The following is a 17,824-nucleotide window of genomic DNA, read 5'->3' on the forward strand; positions in this document are numbered from 1 at the left end:
CTGCCCGGCGAAACCCACCTCGACGCAAGGAATCACATGCTCACCGCCGCCCTCGTCTTCGCCGCCCTGGCCGCCCTGGTCCACGTGTACATCTTCGTGCTGGAATCCCTGCGCTGGACGGCCCCGGCCACCCGGAGGACGTTCGGCACCACGGGGCAGGAAGCCCAGGCCACGAAGGAGCTGGCCTTCAACCAAGGCTTTTACAACCTGTTCCTGGCCGTCGTGGCGCTCGCCGGCATCATCGCCGCCGTGTCCGGCCACCACGCGGTGGGTGCCGCGCTGGTGCTGGCCGGATGTGGTTCCATGCTCGCGGCCGGGCTGGTGCTGCTCATCTCCTCGCCCACCAAGGCCAGGGCGGCACTGGTGCAGCTCACGCTGCCGCTCATCGCCGTCGTACTTGTCCTGGTGGGGCTGGCGGTGTGAACCATTGAATCGCAACGCCAACGGGCATAGCGTGGAAGCACATCCGAAGGGGGTGGCCAAAGTGGAAATTCATCTGTGGTGGCTTGAGTTGGACCTGCCGGCGAAGGAGTGGCTGCGCGAGAACCTGGAGGCGGAATCGGTGCCTGGGCACGTCCTCTCCGCCGTGACGGCGGCCGGCGGCGAGGTGGTTGCCGGCACGCTGACCAGGAGGGAGTGGGCGTTCATCGAAACGCAGTCGGAGTTTGTCGACTGAGCGCACCTCCTGCGCGTGGTTCGCGGCCGCTGCCGCCGGAAATGTGATATTAACTTCGGAGGCGGGACAGGCACGCCGTTGTAAGGGACAATGGAAAGGATGACTTCCCCCATAAACACCCCCAGCCCTGTTGCCGCGCCCACTGTGACGGCCACTACGACGCACCCGGTCGGCCGCAACGCCCAGGTCAAGCCCGCCACGGAGGGCTGGAAGCAGGCAAAGGGCCCCGAGGGGCGACCGCTGCTGCAGTTCAAGTCACCCCGCGTGTCCCAGCCGCCGGCGCACCTGGCGGACATGTCACTGGCCGAGCGCGAGGCGAAGTTCAAGGAGATGGGCCTGCCGGCGTTCCGTGCCAAGCAGCTCTCCGTGCATTATTTCCAGCATTACACCACCGATCCCGAGCTGATGAGCGACCTCCCCAAGGACCGTCGTGCCGAGATTACGGACACCATGTTCCCCAAGCTGCTGACCGAGGTCAAGCGCCTCACCACGGACAACGGCGACACCGTGAAGTTCCTGTGGCGCCTCTTTGACGGCTCGCTCGTGGAGTCCGTCCTCATGCGCTACCCAGGCCGCGTGACGCTGTGCGTGTCCAGCCAGTGCGGCTGCGGCATGAACTGCCCGTTTTGCGCCACCGGCCAGGCCGGGCTGACGCGCAACATGTCCGCCGCGGAGATCCTGGACCAGATTGTGCAGGCCAACCGGGTCATCGCCGAGGGCGGGCTGGGCCACCTCCGCCGCGACGGCGGACACGACGCCGAACGGGTCACCAACATTGTCTTCATGGGCATGGGCGAGCCACTCGCGAACTACAAGCGCGTCATGAACGCCGTGCACCGCATGGTTGCCGATGGTCCCGAGGGCCTGGGCATGTCCGCCCGCGGCATCACCATCTCCACCGTGGGCCTGGTCCCGGCCATCAACAAGCTGGCCGAGGAAAACATCCCGGTGACCTTCGCACTGTCCCTCCATGCCCCGGATGATGAGCTGCGAGACGACCTCATCCCCGTCAACGACAAGTGGAAGGTGGACGCCGCCCTGGACGCCGCATACAACTACTACAAGGTCACCGGCCGCCGCGTCTCCATCGAGTACGCGCTGATCAAGGACATGAACGACCACCCGTGGCGCGCGGAGCTGCTCGCCAAGAAGCTGAACCAGCGCGGCCGCGGCTGGGTCCACGTGAACCCGATCCCGCTAAACCCGACCCCCGGCTCAATCTGGACCTCCTCCGAACCCGCGGTGATGCAGGAATTCATTGACACCTTGATTGCCCACGGCGTCCCCACGACGCTGCGCGACACCCGCGGCAAGGAAATCGACGGCGCCTGCGGCCAGCTCGCCGCCGCCGAATAGCGGATCCCCGGAGTTCCCAGGACGACGGCGGAGCTGGGGTTCCGCCGTCGTCCCCGGTTTAGGCGCGGGGTTGCGTCCTCCACACCACCACCCATTGCGGGGCCTGTTCCTATTGCCGGGCAAAGTCCGCCACCACATACGCGGTGGTGGAGCCAGGCTCGATTTCGGTGCGGCCGGCATCCTGGATGACCGGCCCGGAGGCCTTCCGGGCACCCTTGCGGAAATCCCTGCCGGACGCGTGCACGATCCCCACCGGGAATCCGGCGGCGGCCCACGCATCCACGGCGTGCGGGCCGGCGTCGAGCAGCCAGGCAAACAGGGCATGGGCAGCCTGCGCCGCCGCCTTGCCTGTGGACATGCGCAGCGAATCGTTGAGCACGACGGTCAACGGCTGGCCGGGAAGAGCTCCGCCGTCGGGCAGCTGAGTGCCGGAGACCTGCAGCTTGGTCAGCAGTTTCGGCAGCCCGTCCGCCGGCAGGGGCGGCAGGCCCGCCGCGCTCGCGGTTCCCACTGTCGCCAGCACGTGGTCAGGGAACGCAGCCAGGACCTTGGCGAACATCTTCGCGTCCGCCCGGCGGACCGACTTGGCAAAGGCGCCCGAGGCCCACAGCTGCCAGGAGGGATTTTCGGGGTCGCGCATGAACGCCTGCACGGAGGCCAGCGCGGCGGCGGCGATTCCCTGATCGGCGCCGGCAGGCTGCACCCGGTCCACCAGCAATATGATCGGTTGAACCAGCTCGCGCGGGGGCTCTTCTTCGGGGGACGGGGCGCCGGCGACTTCATTCACCGCACCAGCCTATGCCGCCGCGGGGGCCCGCTCCGGACCGCTGGGGAGTTGTGGGAAAGAATTTATCCTGCCCGGGACTGCCTGCCCGCAAAAATATGGCGTGGCTGGCCGGATCCGAAGGGCGCCGGCGGGCCCGTCCGGCATATGCTGGGAGTGTTGGACAATGAACGCAAGGCCAGCCCGCAAGCAATGAAGGGACCGCGACCATGACCGAAGCCACCGTCCACACGGACACCGCTTGGACCAACGCCACCGCACTGTTGTTTGACCTCGACGGCGTGCTGACGCCGACCGCCCTCGTGCACGAACAGGCATGGCAGCAACTCTTTGACGGCTACCTGGCAGAGACCGGCCATGCCGGCTACCGGGGAAGCGACTACTTTGACTTCATCGACGGCAAGCCCCGTTTTGACGGCGTCCGGGACTTCCTTTCCTCCCGGGGGATTACCCTGCCGGAAGGGCCCCTGGATGACGATCCGGCCCACAACACCGTCCATGGGCTGGGCAACCGCAAAAACCTCGTTTTCAACTCCATCATCGAGTCCAACGGTGTGGAACCCTATCCCGGATCGGTGAGGTTCGTGGAAGCCGCACTGGCCCGCGGCCTCAAACTCGCCGTCGTCTCCTCCTCGCGGAACGCACCCGCCGTGCTTAAAGCCGCCGGACTTGACCACCACTTTCCCGTGGTGGTGGACGGCCAGTTCGCGGCCGGCCACGGGCTGCCGGGCAAACCGGACCATGCCACCTTCAGCTACGCCGCGGAACTGCTGGGAGTGCCCACGCAGGACTGCATTGTGGTGGAGGACGCGGTCTCCGGCGTCCAGGCCGGGAGCGCCGGAGACTTCCGTTCCGTGATCGGCGTGGACCGGGGTGCCGGCCGCCAGACACTGCTCGACGCCGGCGCCACCGTGGTGGTCAACGACCTGGCCGAGCTCCTCTAACACCAGTACTGTCGCCCTGCCCGCCTTTGCAGATGCACCTGCCCAAAGAATCCCCCAAAAGGAGACCAATCCATGGCATTGATCAGCTCCGACCGCCAGCGCTTTCCCTGCGATCCCTGGAAGCTTGTGGAGGCGTCCCACCGGCCGGACGACGACGGCACACTGGAAACGCTGATGGCGCTGGGCAACGGGCATCTGGGAACCCGCGGTTCACATGCCTTTTCCGGCCCCGGGGTGCTGCCGGGCACGTTCATCAATGGCTTTTATGAAACCTGGGACATCCAACACGCCGAGAACGCCTTTGGCTTTGCCCGGACGGGCCAGCGCATTGTCTACGTCCCGGACGCCAGCAATTTCACTGTCATCATCGACGGTGAACACCTCCAGCTGGCCGAGTCCACGGTCCTGGACTACCGGCAGAGCATTGACTTCGCCACCGGAGTCCACGAATCCGCCATTGTTTGGGAGGCCCGCTCCGGTGCCAAGGTCACCACAGTGTTGCGGCGCGCCGTTGGCTTTCAATCCCGGGGATCCCTGGGCATTGAACTGACGATCTTGGCGGACCAGGAGGTCTATGTCGACGTGACGAGCGCTGTCGTGGATCGGCAGGACCAGCCTGCCACCGAGCCGTCCCTCAACGATCCCCGAAGGCCCGGCCGCCACGCGGACAGGATCCTGCAGCCGCTCTACCTGGAAGGGTCCGGCGGCGCCCTGGACTTGGCGTGGGAGACGGCATCCTCGCACCAGCGCGTGGCCTTGGCCGTCCGCCACCAGATCAATTCGGAGGAGCAGCCGTTTGAGACCCTGGTGGCCGAAGACGTTTCCACTGTCCGCTACGTCCTGGCCCTCGAGGAAGGCGGGACGTTCCGGCTGGAAAAGTCCGTGAGCTATGCGGTGGGCGGGGAAAGCAACGCTGAAGACCGGGGAGAGGTGCTTGCCGCCGAAGCAGGGGCCGCGCTGCTGGACGTCGAGGCCATCTTCGCCGACAGCGCCGACCATTACCGCCGCTACTGGGACGTGGCGGACATTGTCATCGGCGGCCAGCCGGAGTTGCAGCAGGCGGTTCGCTGGAACCTGTTCCAGCTGGCCCAGGCCACCGCGCGGGCCGGCGTCTCCGGCATCCCGGCCAAGGGCGTCACAGGTGCCGGGTATGAGGGCCACTATTTCTGGGACCAGGAAATTTATCTCCTGCCATACCTGACTTATACGAACCCGTTGGCGGCCCGGCAGGTCCTTGAATCGCGCCACCAGATGCTCCCCACGGCACGCCGCCGTGCCGCCGAACTCAGCGTGGACGGGGCATTGTTCGCCTGGCGGACCATCAACGGGCTGGAGGCCAGTGCCTACTATGCTGCCGGGACGGCGCAGTTCCACATCGCCGCCGCCATTGCCTTTGCCGCCAACCGCTACGAGTGGGCCACGGAAGATCCCGCCTTTCGCGACGAAATCGGCGCGGACCTGCTCATTGAGACGGCCCGCATGTGGGCGTCCCTGGGCTTCTTCGGCAAGGACGGCATGTTCCACATCCATGGAGTCACCGGCCCCGACGAATACACGGCTGTGGTCAACGACAACCTGTACACGAACGTCATGGCCCGCTTCAACCTGCGCAAGGCGGCCGCCGTCCGGGGACGCCCAGACGTCACCGAGCGCGAGCAGCAGGTCTGGCAGCAGGCCGCAGACCGCATGTGCCTGCCCTACGACACGCACCTTGAGGTTTTCAGCCAGGACGCGGACTTCATGACCTTGGAGCCTTGGGACTGGACCACGCCCAGGGACAAGTATCCCCTGCTGCTGCACTTCCACCCGCTGGTGATCTACCGCCACCAGGTGCTCAAGCAGGCCGACACCGTGCTGGCGATGTTCCTGCAATGGCGGGACTTCACGCCTAAGGAAAAGCAGCGCGCGTTCGACTTCTACGATCCCATCACCACCGGGGATTCCACCCTGTCAGCCTGCGTGCAGGGCATCATGGCGGCGGAGGTGGGTTACGGCCAAACCGCGCTGAAGCACTTCACCGAGGCGGTCTTCATTGATCTCGACAACACCCACGCCAACACCGTCGACGGGGTGCACATCGCCTCAGCTGGCGGGATCTGGAGTTCGCTGGTGTGCGGCTTCGCCGGCATGCGCGACCAGGCGGAGATGCTCCACTTTGACCCGCGCCTGCCTGCCAACTGGGACAGCCTATCCTTCAAGCTGAACGTGCGCGGGGCCCTGCTGTCCGTGTCCCTGGCCTCCGATTCGATCACCTTCAACCTGCAGGACGGCCACGAATTCGGACGGCTTGCCGTCGACGTTCGCGGCACCACGGTGCAGCTCAGCCCGGACGAGGACGTCAAGGTGGCCCTGGATCCGGCGCCCGTGGCAACGCGCGCCGTCTTCCCCAGTTCCTTCCCCACCACCGGCATCCCCATCATCGGAAAGGGGCTGTCCTAGGCGGCGGACACGGCATTCCTCCCCCGCGTCGAGAGTGCAGCTCAGCCGGCCCGCCAGAGCTGCACTGTCGGCGCGAGCAGGGATCCGCCGGCCCGCCGTTTCCGCGCCCTCAGGCGCTGATGGGCCCGTGTGGCAAGCTGGATGGTGCGGCACCGCCGCCGCACAGTCATTGTTTGCCGCCAGGAGCCCGCCATGTCCCGTCCACTCACCGTCGCCGCCCGGGCACAGGTGCCGCCGTTCCAAGTCATGGACATCCTGGGCCGCGTTTCGCAGATGCGCGCCGCAGGGCGCGATGTCATTTCGCTGTGTGCCGGGGAGCCGGGAGGTGGTGCGCCGTCGGGGGTCTCCGCCGCGGCCGCTGCCATCCACGCGGCCGGAACCCCGCTGACCTACACTCCCGCGCTGGGCATCGCCGAACTCCGGGAGGCCATCGCCGGGCACTACCGGCGCTGGTACGGACTCGACATTCCGGCCCGAAACGTGGCAGTGACCACGGGGTCCTCCGGCGCGTTCCTGCTGACGTTCCTCTCAGCCTTCAATGCCGGCGACCGCGTGGCGCTGGCCCGGCCGGGCTATCCCGCCTACAAGAACATCCTGCGAGCTCTCGGGGTCGAGGTGGTGGAGCTGGACTGCGGCCCGAACACCCGTTTCCAGCCCACACCTGAACTGCTCGACGCGGCCGTCCGGACACACGGTCCGCTGGCCGGGCTGGTACTCGCCTCCCCGGCCAATCCGACGGGCACGATGGTCTCGCGGGACGAGCTTTCGGCACTGACCCGATGGTGCGTGGATAATTCGGCGCGGCTCGTCAGCGACGAAATTTACCACGGGATCACCTATCCGGCCGCGGGTTCATCGGATCCCCAAGGGGTGTGTGCGTGGGAACTGCACCGGTCCGGCGTCGTGATCTCCAGTTTTTCCAAGTACTGGGGCATGACGGGATGGCGGCTGGGGTGGGCCCTGGTGCCGGACGACCTCATCGGAGTGGTCGACGCGCTCGCCGGGAACGTGGCGCTGTGCCCGCCGGCCCCGGCCCAGATGGCGGCCGTGGAGGCGTTCAGCAAGGAATCGTATGCCGAGGCGGATGCGGCCGTGGCGGAATTCGCCCGCACTCGCGCCTACGTGCTGGCGAACCTGGAACGGCTGGGCTGGGCCGATGCCGCCCCGGCCGACGGGGCGTTCTACTTGTACGCGAACCTTGGTGCGGCCATGGACGGCTTTGCCGGCTCGGCCGCCTACTGTTCGGCGCTGCTGGAGGGAGCCGGTGTGGCGGTGGTGCCCGGCCAGGACTTCGACGCCGTAGGTGGCCGGGCCACGGTCAGGCTCAGTTTCGCGGCCGGGTATGACGCCGTCCGCGAGGGCCTGGAACGGATCGTCGCCTTCCAGACGCCCCAGACCGTGTGAGGACTGCGCGCTTATTCCTCCACAGATGGGGGAGTGGGGCGCGTGTTCCACAAAACGGTGCCATGCCCTTTTGCAGGCGCCCCTGCGTTGCCATTGTTGTTCCATGGAAAGGAAAACCCATGGATGAATTTAGCGACCCCAACGATGACGGAACCGCGGAAGGTGAGGTGGATCGGCAGTTTTGGCAGCTGCCGAATTCGCTTGCGACCCCTTTTTACAACGAGTGCCTGGTGTGCTTCCTGGTTCGAGTCGTGCCCATGTTGGAGCCGGCGGGTTTCGCCATGACCCTTGTATTCCGGGAGACTAATGCTCCGCGTGCCACCAATCTTGGTCCCCGGTTACAGCAGTTGGGCATCCATGGTGACACGCAGCTCCTCCAGTGGGGTGTCGTGGCCAATGAGTCCTTCTGGGAGACAAGAACGCTGCGCCGATTGTGGAATTCCCCTGGGAGCACCGGATTGTCTCGGTGTCAGAAAAGGATCCACGCAACCTTGCGATTTGTGGTCTTGGCGGCGCGACCCGACGGCAGAACGTTTCGAGGACTGGCTGGATCGCAGATACTGAGACGGGCTTCACTGGTTTGATGATCAGCGGCACCCAAGCTGCGCTTCAAGCGCAAACCGGGTACCGCCGTAACTACTTTTGCAGGTGATCCACCAGGGACTCGGCGATGCCGATGTACGTGCCCGGGGTCAGGGCCAGCAGGCGGTCCCTGGCGCCGTCGGACAGGCCCAGACCGGAGACAAATTCCTGCATGCGGGCGCCGTCCACGCGGTGGCCACGGGTCAGGTCCTTCAGGCGCTCGTAGGGGTCTTCCATGCCGGGAACCCCGGCGACGGCCTCGGCGCGCATGACCATCTGGATGGCCTCGGCCAGCACCTCCCAGTTGTGGTCCAGATCTTCGGCGAGCACGGCCTCGGCCGTGTCCAGCCGGCCCAGGCCGCCGAGAACGTTGTTGATGGCCAGCAGGGAGTGGCCGAAGGCGACGCTGATGTTGCGCTGGCTGGAGGAGTCGGTGAGGTCGCGCTGCCAGCGGCTGGTCACCAGAGTGGCGCCCAGGGTGTCCAGAAGGGCGTTGGAGATCTCCAGGTTCGCCTCGGCGTTTTCGAAACGGATGGGGTTGACCTTGTGCGGCATGGTGGAAGAGCCGGTGGCGCCCGGCACGGGGACCTGGGCAAAGTAGCCGATCGAGATGTAGCTCCACACGTCTGTGCACAGATTATGCAGGATGCGGTTGAAGCGGGCCATGTCGGCGTAAAGTTCAGCCTGCCAATCATGCGACTCGATTTGCGTGGTCAGCGGGTTCCAAGCCAGCCCCAGGGACTCCACGAAGCCGCGGGCGACATCCTGCCAGTTGGCGGACGGAACGGACGCGTAATGGGCAGAGTAAGTGCCGGTGGCGCCGTTGATCTTGCCCAGGAATTCGGTGTTGGCGATGCGGTCCAGCTGGCGGGTCAGGCGATGGGCCGTGACGGCCAGTTCCTTGCCCAGCGTGGTGGGCGTGGCTGGCTGGCCGTGCGTGCGGGACAACATTGGCACGGCGCGGTTTTCCTGCGCCATTGCCGCGATCCTGGCCACGAGGGCCCGGGCTGCCGGGAGCCAGACGTCCTCCACAGCGCCCTTGATGCCGACGGCGTAGGAGAGGTTGTTGATGTCCTCGCTGGTGCAGCCAAAGTGGACCAGGGGCTTGAGGCGCTCCAGACCCAGGGCGGCCAGGCGGTTGCCGATGAAGTATTCCACGGCCTTGACGTCGTGGAAGGTGACCCTTTCAATCTCTGCCAGTTCGGTGATGGAATCGGCATCAAATTCGGTGACGATGCTGCGCAGCCCGGCCTGCTGTTCGGCGGTCAACGGCTCCGCGCCGGGCAGCACGTTGTTGCTGGTGAGGTGAATGAACCACTCCACCTCAACACCCACGCGGTCGCGGTTCAGTGCTGCCTCGGAGAGGTAGTCCACCAGCGGCGCCACGGCTGCTGCGTAGCGTCCGTCGAGCGGGCCCAAGGCGATGCGATCTGGGGAGGCGGCCAGGGACAGGCGGCCGGAAGGGATATGGGCAAGGGCGGGGGCGGAATCAGACATGGCCCAATTCTTTCATGAACCGCCGATTCTTCGTCCAGTGTGTCCCTGTTGCAATGTGGCCGCAGCGGCGGCCGGGCTGCTCGGCCGCGGGGTGAGGCCTGAACCGCCCGTCGGTCGCACTGCTTCCTGCACAGCGCGGGTCAGCCAACGCCTTGTCCCCGATCCGCGGCGGGGGCATGGCGTCGGCATTTGGCGGTGCTTAGTGTCGGAGGATGAGGAAGGAAAACACCGCATGGGCAACTCAATGACCGGACTGGCTGGGCAGGTCAGCGGGTCGGCGCAGCTGGCACCCCAGGTTCCGGCGGGGCCGTCGCCGGACGACGTGGACGTCGTCGGGCAGCGGGTGTGGGAAATCGCCCAGGAAATTGATGAGCTGCGGCGCGAACTTGCCAGCCTGCACGCCACCGAATGGCAGTCCGCCGCTGCGGACGCCTTTCAGGACCGGCTGGCCGAACGCACCACCGCCTTGGCTGCCGTGGTGCAGGATGTACAAGCCGCCGCAATGGCAGTTGTCGCCTATGCGGCCAGCCTGCGCGCTGAAGCCACACTCCGCCCGGGCCCGGTGTTCGTTCCGCTCCCCGGGGCGGATTTTGGTGCTGGACCCGGCTCGGGAGCACAAGGCTAGGAGAGCTGCCATGACACAGGACCACGAACCCGGGACATCGTTTACCACCACCGGCGGCGTTGGGTCCGTGCGCTACGTTCTGGGCGAGGTTTCCGCGGCCGGTGCCCGGCTTGGCCGCGTGGCATCCCGCCTGGAACCGCTGGTGGACCGACTGCAGTCCGAATGGGGGTTGCTGGGCTCGGCCACGGCCAACGCCCCCAACCACCCCTATGCCGCGCTTGACGCCATGAGGGCGTGCGTATGGTCGTCCATGCGCGGTCAGGCCGAGGTCGCAGACCTCGCACGCCGAACAGCCGATGCCGCCAAAAACTACGACGCCGCCGAGGCGCACAACGCTGCCGCGGCAGCCCAGAAGGCCCGGCTGGGGGCACTCGCGGCGGGAATCCAAACCTGGACGCTCGGCCCCTTCTCCGCATTCAAATTCTGGGGTGACACTGCCGCCACCTGGTCACATGCCCGGGAATATGGCCTGCGCGACGCCACGGAGGACCTCTTGAACAAGGGCGGCGGCTACGCGGCCGGCGTGCTGGGGCCCGGATTGGGCCTCTTCTATCTTTTGACGCATGCCGGACTCCCGGATCAGGCAGGAGCTGGAACCGCGGCGGCAAATGGCGCCCGAAAGTTCTTTGACTGGGCCGGACTGTCCAAACCGGGACACCTCGAAATGAGAAAAGTTCCGGCCGGTGAGTGGAACGCACAGGCCGGGGACTGGCGCCCGGGCCACGCAGTCCCGGACCCTTCCGAAGCCGTGGAGATGGAGGTGGGTCCGCAGGTGGCAGGTCTGCTGGCCGGAAGCCAGGATGCCTACACGTACCCTCCCGGTTCCATCATTGTTGACCGCCTGGAACGGGCCGGCGGCTCTCATGCCTGGATTGTGCATTTGCCGGGCACCGAGGACTGGTCACAGGTGGACAGCGAAAATCCGTGGGACCTCGAAGGGGACCTGGAAGGCATGACTTCCATGCAGCAGGCCCAGTTCAAGCAGCAACAAATTGTGGTGCAGGAGATGATGAAACAGGCACTCCAAGACGCAGGCGCGCTCCCCACAGAGGATGTGATGATCACCGGCCACAGCGGAGGGGGCATTCACGCGGCCGCAGCCGCTGCAAGCCCGGCTTTCCTGGCCCAGGTCAATGTTAAGATGATCATCATTGCCGGAGCCCCCGCCAAGAACCAGCCTGTTGCACCCGGCATCGACGTACTTGACCTTGAAAACGAAAACGACATCGTCCCCGCGTTGGACTACGGCCCGCCGCCGGACTCAGCGAACTGGGTGACGGTGACATCCCACCGGCCCGGCGCCACCGAAGGCGTGGGGCCGATCGGTACCATCAAGGACGCCCATGACCTGGGCAACTACATTGATGACGCCGCAGCGCTTGAGCGCAGCGATGACCCTGGCATCAAGGGCGCACGGGACGCAGCGGCAAAGTTCATGGGTGCCGGCGTGGGGAGTGTCGGGGCCATGCGCGTGGCCCGGACACTCTACCAGGGCCGCGACGTCAATGACCCGAAGCCCGCAAAGCCCAAGCCCCCGACGAAGAAGGAAAGCACGTCGCCGGGATACCGGTGATGCGGACGGGGCCGGCTACTGGCGTACGCGCGACCTGGTCAGCCCGCTCATCAGCATCGAGACAACGCTGATGATCAGGGCCGCGAGGATGGCCGTCCAGAAGAAGTGGTCAATGGTGAAGTGCACCGGTGTGTAGGAACTCAGCCACGAGGTCAGCCACAGCATGGCCGCATTGATGATGATGGTGAACAGTCCCAGCGTCAAGATGGTGACGGGGAGCGCCAGCACCTTCACGACCGGCTTCACCAGGGCGTTGACAACACCGAAAACCAGGCCGATGAAAATGAAGGCCAGCACCGTGTTGAGCGTTGCGTTGGACGTTTCCAGACCGCTGGTGCCGGTGGCCGTCACTGCCATGCCGGGAAGAATCCAGCCCGCAATCCACAGGGCAACAGCATTGACAAGCACCTGCAACACAATTCTCTTCATGCTGCCATGCTTTCACAGACCGCGTTCCGCTGGCAGCCCCCGCGCTGAATTAGGCTAGGGGCATGACCTTGAACAGCCACGCCCAGCAGCCCGGTGTCCGCCCCCGTCCCGTGGTGGGCCGGCTGCCCAAATATGCGGCGGGCAAGCCGCCGCTGACGATACCCGGGCTGGATAGCTTCAAGCTCTCATCCAACGAGAACCCGCTCGGCCCGGTTCCAGCGGTCCTGGACCTCCTGCGCGGGGGGCTGGAGGTGCACCGCTACCCGGACACCAGCTGCACCGCCTTGCGCCATGCACTAGGCACGTTCCTGGACATACCGGCCGACGACGTCGTCACGGGCGCCGGTTCCCTGGGGGCACTGAACCAGATCCTGGCGGCGTTTGCCGGAGCGAACGACGACGGCACTCTCGACGAGGTTCTCTACGCGTGGCGTTCCTTCGAGGCCTACCCCATCTGCGTGGGCCTGGCCGGCGCGCAAAGCGTCCAGGTGCCGGTGCGCGCCGACGGCACGCACGATCTTCCGGCGATGGCGGCGGCGGTCACCAAAAACACCAGGGTGGTGTTGCTGTGCACGCCCAACAATCCCACCGGTCCGGTGCTGCGGACCGCCGAGACGGAAGAATTCATCAGGCAGGTGCGCTCCGACGTTGTCATTGTCATCGATGAGGCGTACCAGGAATTCGTCCGTGCAGCCGACGCCGTGGACGGCATCGCCATGTACCGCAAGTACCCCAACGTGGTGGTGTTGCGTACCTTCTCCAAGGCCCACGGGCTGGCCGGTTTGCGGGTGGGCTACTCGGTGTCCGGCCCGGACATCACCGCATATCTTCGCTCCGCCGCCACTCCGTTTGCCGTCTCCGGCATCGCCGAGCAGGCTGCCGTTGCGTCCTTGGAAAATTACGGCCAGGTTGTGGAAAGGGTACAAAGCCTGGTGGACGAACGCGACCGGGTCACCGCGGGCCTGAAGGCGCTTGGCTGGGACATTCCGGAGGCGCAGGGCAACTTTGTGTGGCTCAACCTTGGCCCCGACACTCCCGAATTTGCCGCCCTCGCTGACAGTCATGCCTTGTCCGTGCGGGCGTTTGGCGCCGAAGGTGTCCGGGTCAGCATCGGTGAGGTTGAGGCCAACACGCGGTTCCTGGAGATCTGTGCGTCCTATACAAAAGCGCCACGGCGTTCCTAGCGATTAACAAAGGCATGAAAAGCCTGACTGTACCGATACAGTTGAAAATCGAAAATGGAAATATATGCACATGACGGAATGCATTCCCGTTGAGGCATATATCGACACCAACGAGCCGGCGCAGCGGGTCCTTGCGGAACTGCTGCGGCCCGGCAAACGAGGAGACGGTATGGGCTCTGCCCAGCAATCTGCCACCGGCACGCGGCCTTCCGGCGACGGCACCGAACGCACCGGCGAGGCTCAAACGGGCCGGTACGCCGGCGCTTCCACAGGCGTGCTGCAGGCCAACGGGGTGGGCGAGGAGGACATGGTCCAACTCCTTGACGCCGGCGGAACGCGCCACGCGGACGGCACGTTCAGTCCGTACATCGACGCCCTCGACGCGGAAACCCTGCGCGGCTTTTACGCTGACATGGCCACCGTGCGCCGCTTCGACGCGGAGGCCACGGCGCTGCAGCGCCAGGGCGAGCTGGCCCTGTGGGTTCCCGTCGTCGGCCAGGAGGCCGCCCAAATTGGCTCCGGCCGAGCCATGCGCCCGGCCGACTACGCCTTCCCGACCTACCGTGAGCACGGCGTCGCCCTGACCCGCGGCCTGGACCTGGCGGACCTGCTCGCCCTGTTCCGCGGCGTTTCCAACGGCGGCTGGGACCCCCGCGAAAAGAATTTCCACCTGTACACCCTGGTGCTGGCCGCCCAAACGCTGCACGCAGTGGGCTACGCCATGGGCATCCAGCGTGACCTGGTGGCCGATCCCGCGACCGAGCCGGCCGCCGTCGTGGCTTATTTTGGGGACGGGGCCAGCAGTGAGGGCGACGTCCACGAATCCATGGTGTTCGCCGCCTCCTACAACGCACCGGTGGTGTTCTTCTGCCAAAACAACAACTGGGCCATCTCCGTGCCCTTTGAAGTCCAGTCCAAAATTCCGCTGGTCAACCGCGCCGGCGGCTACGGCTTCCCCGGCATCCGCGTGGACGGCAACGACGTCCTGGCGGTGTATGCGGTGACCCAGTGGGCGCTCGAGCATGCCCGCGACGGCCGCGGCCCGGTCCTGATCGAGGCTTCAACGTACCGGGTCGGCGCGCACACCACGGCCGACGACCCCACCAAGTACCGCCTGAACGCGGAGGAGGAGTCGTGGAAGGCGAAGGATCCGCTGGCGCGCCTGGAAACGTACCTGCGCGCCGCGGACCTGGCCGATGACGCCTTCTTCGACCAGGTAAAGAACGACGACGACGAGCTGGCTGCCCATGTGCGCCAGGCGACGCTGGCCCTGGGCGGGGCGGACATCCGGCAAAAGTTTGCCACCGTCTACGCCGAGGCCCACCCGCTGGTGGCCGAGGAACTGGCCTGGTTTGAAAATTACGAGGCATCCTTTGCCGATGCGGACACGCAGGCGTCCACAACGCAGGGCGGTGCCGCATGAGCACAATGACCATTGCCAAGGCGATCAACGAAGGCCTGCGCGCCACCCTGGCCAACGACCCCAAAAGCTTCCTCATGGGCGAGGACATCGGTGCCCTGGGCGGCGTCTACCGCGTCACGGAGGGCCTGCAGGCGGAATTTGGCGGGCACAGGGTCATGGACACGCCGCTGGCCGAGTCCGGCATCATCGGCACCGCGATCGGCATGGCGCTGCGCGGGCACCGGCCGGTCTGCGAAATCCAGTTCGACGGCTTCGTGTTTCCCGGGTTCAACCAGATCACCACGCAGCTGGCCAAGATCCACACCCGTTCCGACGGCCAGCTCAGCGCCCCGGTGGTCATCCGCATTCCCTATGGCGGCGGCATCGGCTCGATCGAGCACCACTCCGAATCCCCGGAGGCGTTGTTCGCCCACACGGCGGGGCTGCGCATCATCACCCCGTCCAACGCGAACGATGCCTACTGGATGATCCAGCAGGCTGTTGCGTGCAAGGATCCCGTCATCGTCTTTGAGCCCAAGCGCCGCTACTGGCTCAAGGGTGAGGTGGACACGGAAAACTCCCCGGGGAATCCCTTCACGGCCCACGTGGTTCGCGAGGGCACCGACGCCACCATCGTTGCGTACGGCCCCCTCGTGCCGGTGGCACTGGCCGCTGCCAACGCCGCTGCCGACGACGGACACAGCGTGGAGGTCATCGACCTGCGCTCCATCTCGCCCATCGACTTTGACACGGTCGAGGCGTCCGTCACCAAGACCGGCCGGCTCATCGTGGCCCACGAGGCGCCGACCTTTGGCGGCATTGGCGGCGAAATTGCCTCGCGCATCAGCGAACGCTGCTTTTACTCCCTCGAGGCCCCCGCCATCCGCGTGGGCGGCTTCCACATGCCGTACCCGGTGGCCCGCGTCGAAGAGCACTACCTCCCGGACATTGACCGCATGCTGGAGGCGTTGGACCGCGCCTTCGCATACTAGGAAGGCCCACATGTCAGAGCTGTCCCTTTTCACGCTGCCCGACGTCGGCGAGGGCCTCACCGAGGCCGAAATCGTCTCCTGGAAAGTCCGGTTGGGCGACACCGTGGCCGTCAATGACGTCATCGTGGAAATTGAAACAGCCAAGTCCATCGTGGAGCTGCCCTCTCCCTACGCCGGCATGGTGGCCCAGCTGATGGTCGCCGAGGGCGACACGGTCGAGGTGGGCACGCCCATCATCGCCATTGGCTCCGACGCGCCCGCAGCTCCCGCGGCTCCGACGGCTGCCCCCGCCGGGCCCGACCCCGAAGCGCAGGACATGAAGCCCCTGGTCGGCTCCGGTCCCAAGGCCGACGCCGTCAAGCGCCGCCCGCGCGCGGGATCGGGCACCGCTGTGGTGGCGCACGCGGTGCCCGCAGCGGCACCGCCCGCTGCCGGCCCCGCACCTGCGGCGGCATCGGCACCCGCCCAGGTTCCGGCGTCGAACATCACCGGCGGCGGCACTGCGGCCAAGGCCAGCCGGGTCCTGGCCAAGCCTCCGGTGCGCAAGGCCGCCAAGGACCTGGGCATCGACCTTGCGGACGTTTCCCCTACGGGCCCGCGGGGCGAGGTCACGAAGAAGGACCTGCTCAGCCATCAGGACCAGCGCACGGCCGGCCGGGACGGCACCGGCGCGTTCTGGGCGCCGGCCGCCGGTTCCGGGCTGGCCGGGGACCCCCGGGTGGAGCGCATCAAGGTCAAGGGCGTGCGCAAGGCCACCGCCAAGGCCATGGTGGAGAGTGCCTTCTCGGCCCCGCATGTGAGCATCTTTGTGGACGTTGACGCGTCGCGCACCATGGAATTTGTGAAGCGGCTCAAGGCCTCGCGCGACTTTGAGGGCATCAAGGTCTCCCCCTTGCTGATCCTCGCGAAGGCCGTCATTTGGGCGGCGGCGCGCAATCCCTCCGTCAATGCGACGTGGACGGGGGATGAGATCATCGTCAAGCACTTCATGAACCTGGGCATCGCCGCAGCCACTCCGCGTGGGCTTATGGTGCCGAACATCAAGGACGCGCAGGACCTGTCCCTGAAGGAACTGGCGATTGCATTGAACGAGCTCGCCACCACGGCGCGGGCGGGCAAGACGCAGCCGGCGGACATGGCGGGCGGCTCCCTGACAGTGACCAACATCGGGGCCCTGGGCATTGACACCGGCACGCCGATCATCAATCCGGGCGAGGTGGCGATTGTGGCGTTCGGAACCATCAAGCAAAAACCGTGGGTGGTCGACGGGGAAGTTGTTCCGCGCTGGGTCACCACGCTGGGCGGATCGTTCGACCACCGCGTCGTGGACGGGGACCTCTCCGCCCGCTTCATGGCCGACGTCGCGGCGATCATGGAGGAACCGGCACTGCTGCTGGACTGAGCTAATTGTGTATCAGTAACTGCAAAAATCCGTGGCAATTCGCGGAATGTATGCAAATTCTGGTCCGCCGCTGACCGTCACGTGTTGATCCAGTAGCGGCGCTTGCCGTCGCGGCTGTCCTCGTGCACGCCGCCGTTCCCCTCGATGGTGGCACGGGAGGCGGTGTTGTCCTCGTCGCAGGTGACCAGGGCCCGGTCAATGCCGAGCTGCCGTGCGATAGGGAGGGCATCCTGCAGGGCCTTTTGCCGCGTGACCGCGCCGGCGCGCGGAAGGACGCACGCTGTAGCCGATGTGTCCGCCCGCGTTGAGCAGGAAGTCGTTGAGCACATGCCGGATGGCGAGCGAACCGAGCACGGTGCCGCCGTCAGCGATCCACAGGTAGGTGCACGGCACGTACCCCGGTTTCCGGGGGCTGTCCGGCAGTGCCTCGGCAACTAGCCCGTCCACAAAGCGGCCAAAGTCCCCGGGATCCTTCAGCTGGTCCAGCGGTCAGTCCTCGCCGCCGCCGCCATCCCTGTGGGCACCGTCGAATTCA

General features: G+C 66.2%; 16 protein-coding genes. 12 read left to right on the forward strand and 4 right to left on the reverse strand.

Annotated features, from left to right (window positions below):
• The first annotated feature begins 36 nt into the window (after positions 1 to 36).
• From CVV68_RS07740 to rlmN, 3 genes are all read left to right on the forward strand, one after another.
• Positions 37 to 423: a DUF1304 domain-containing protein gene (locus CVV68_RS07740; RefSeq protein ID WP_110500418.1), complete on the forward strand. Its 387-nt coding sequence runs from the start codon at positions 37 to 39 to the stop codon at positions 421 to 423.
• Positions 424 to 484: 61 nt separating this feature from the next.
• Positions 485 to 676, forward strand: a complete 192-nt coding sequence (locus CVV68_RS07745; protein WP_110500472.1) for a hypothetical protein — start codon at positions 485 to 487, stop codon at positions 674 to 676.
• A 99-nt stretch (positions 677 to 775) separates the two neighbouring features.
• Entirely contained in the window at positions 776 to 2,032 is a 1,257-nt protein-coding gene (gene rlmN / locus CVV68_RS07750) for a dual-specificity RNA methyltransferase RlmN (RefSeq protein ID WP_110500419.1), read from the forward strand.
• Positions 2,033 to 2,141: 109 nt separating this feature from the next.
• Here the strand turns inward: rlmN and CVV68_RS07755 are convergent, their stop codons facing one another.
• Positions 2,142 to 2,819: a peptidyl-tRNA hydrolase gene (locus tag CVV68_RS07755; protein ID WP_110500420.1), complete on the reverse strand. Its 678-nt coding sequence runs from the start codon at positions 2,817 to 2,819 to the stop codon at positions 2,142 to 2,144.
• A 206-nt stretch (positions 2,820 to 3,025) separates the two neighbouring features.
• On the opposite strand from CVV68_RS07755, the gene CVV68_RS07760 reads away from it, so the two are divergent.
• From CVV68_RS07760 to CVV68_RS07770, 3 genes are all read left to right on the forward strand, one after another.
• A complete protein-coding gene (locus CVV68_RS07760) occupies positions 3,026 to 3,760 on the forward strand; it encodes an HAD family hydrolase (protein ID WP_110500421.1) in 735 nt (244 codons plus the stop codon).
• A 72-nt stretch (positions 3,761 to 3,832) separates the two neighbouring features.
• Complete coding sequence (locus CVV68_RS07765; protein WP_110500422.1) at positions 3,833 to 6,199, forward strand: glycoside hydrolase family 65 protein; 2,367 nt, start codon at positions 3,833 to 3,835, stop codon at positions 6,197 to 6,199.
• A 192-nt stretch (positions 6,200 to 6,391) separates the two neighbouring features.
• The gene (locus CVV68_RS07770) at positions 6,392 to 7,603 is read left to right on the forward strand and encodes an aminotransferase class I/II-fold pyridoxal phosphate-dependent enzyme (RefSeq protein WP_110500423.1); all 1,212 of its coding nucleotides are present in this window, start codon (positions 6,392 to 6,394) and stop codon (positions 7,601 to 7,603) included.
• Between the two features lie 636 nt (positions 7,604 to 8,239).
• Here the strand turns inward: CVV68_RS07770 and purB are convergent.
• Entirely contained in the window at positions 8,240 to 9,682 is a 1,443-nt protein-coding gene (purB, locus tag CVV68_RS07780) for an adenylosuccinate lyase (RefSeq protein WP_110500425.1), read from the reverse strand.
• A gap of 232 nt (positions 9,683 to 9,914) precedes the next feature.
• Between purB and CVV68_RS07785 the strand changes: the two genes are divergently transcribed.
• Positions 9,915 to 10,307, forward strand: a complete 393-nt coding sequence (locus CVV68_RS07785) for a hypothetical protein (RefSeq protein ID WP_110500426.1) — start codon at positions 9,915 to 9,917, stop codon at positions 10,305 to 10,307.
• Positions 10,308 to 10,317: 10 nt separating this feature from the next.
• Positions 10,318 to 11,880 carry a PGAP1-like alpha/beta domain-containing protein gene (locus CVV68_RS07790; RefSeq protein WP_110500427.1) on the forward strand — a complete coding sequence of 521 codons (1,563 nt, stop codon included), beginning with the start codon at positions 10,318 to 10,320 and terminating at the stop codon, positions 11,878 to 11,880.
• 15 nt (positions 11,881 to 11,895) lie between these two features.
• On the opposite strand, the gene CVV68_RS07795 is transcribed toward CVV68_RS07790, so the two are convergent.
• On the reverse strand, positions 11,896 to 12,309 hold the full coding sequence (locus tag CVV68_RS07795) for a phage holin family protein (protein ID WP_110500428.1): 414 nt from the start codon (positions 12,307 to 12,309) through the stop codon (positions 11,896 to 11,898).
• A gap of 62 nt (positions 12,310 to 12,371) precedes the next feature.
• Here CVV68_RS07795 and CVV68_RS07800 point away from each other — a divergent pair, with 62 nt between their 5' ends.
• The 4 genes from CVV68_RS07800 to CVV68_RS07815 all read left to right on the forward strand — a co-directional run bounded on the left by CVV68_RS07800 (position 12,372) and on the right by CVV68_RS07815 (position 17,289).
• Positions 12,372 to 13,493 carry a histidinol-phosphate transaminase gene (locus CVV68_RS07800; protein ID WP_110500429.1) on the forward strand — a complete coding sequence of 374 codons (1,122 nt, stop codon included), beginning with the start codon at positions 12,372 to 12,374 and terminating at the stop codon, positions 13,491 to 13,493.
• 307 nt (positions 13,494 to 13,800) lie between these two features.
• Entirely contained in the window at positions 13,801 to 14,916 is a 1,116-nt protein-coding gene (pdhA, locus tag CVV68_RS07805; RefSeq protein WP_110500473.1) for a pyruvate dehydrogenase (acetyl-transferring) E1 component subunit alpha, read from the forward strand.
• Positions 14,913 to 15,887, forward strand: a complete 975-nt coding sequence (locus tag CVV68_RS07810) for an alpha-ketoacid dehydrogenase subunit beta (protein WP_110500430.1) — start codon at positions 14,913 to 14,915, stop codon at positions 15,885 to 15,887. The genes pdhA and CVV68_RS07810 overlap by 4 nt, the downstream gene beginning before the upstream one ends.
• A 10-nt stretch (positions 15,888 to 15,897) precedes the next feature.
• Entirely contained in the window at positions 15,898 to 17,289 is a 1,392-nt protein-coding gene (locus CVV68_RS07815; protein WP_110500431.1) for a dihydrolipoamide acetyltransferase family protein, read from the forward strand.
• A gap of 77 nt (positions 17,290 to 17,366) precedes the next feature.
• Here CVV68_RS07815 and CVV68_RS24175 read toward each other — a convergent pair whose 3' ends face one another.
• Positions 17,367 to 17,618 carry a GNAT family N-acetyltransferase gene (locus CVV68_RS24175; RefSeq protein WP_245933410.1) on the reverse strand — a complete coding sequence of 84 codons (252 nt, stop codon included), beginning with the start codon at positions 17,616 to 17,618 and terminating at the stop codon, positions 17,367 to 17,369.
• Positions 17,619 to 17,824: the final 206 nt, after the last annotated feature.

Source organism: Arthrobacter livingstonensis, assembly GCF_003219815.1.
Taxonomy (GTDB): Bacteria; Actinomycetota; Actinomycetes; order Actinomycetales; family Micrococcaceae; genus Specibacter; species Specibacter livingstonensis.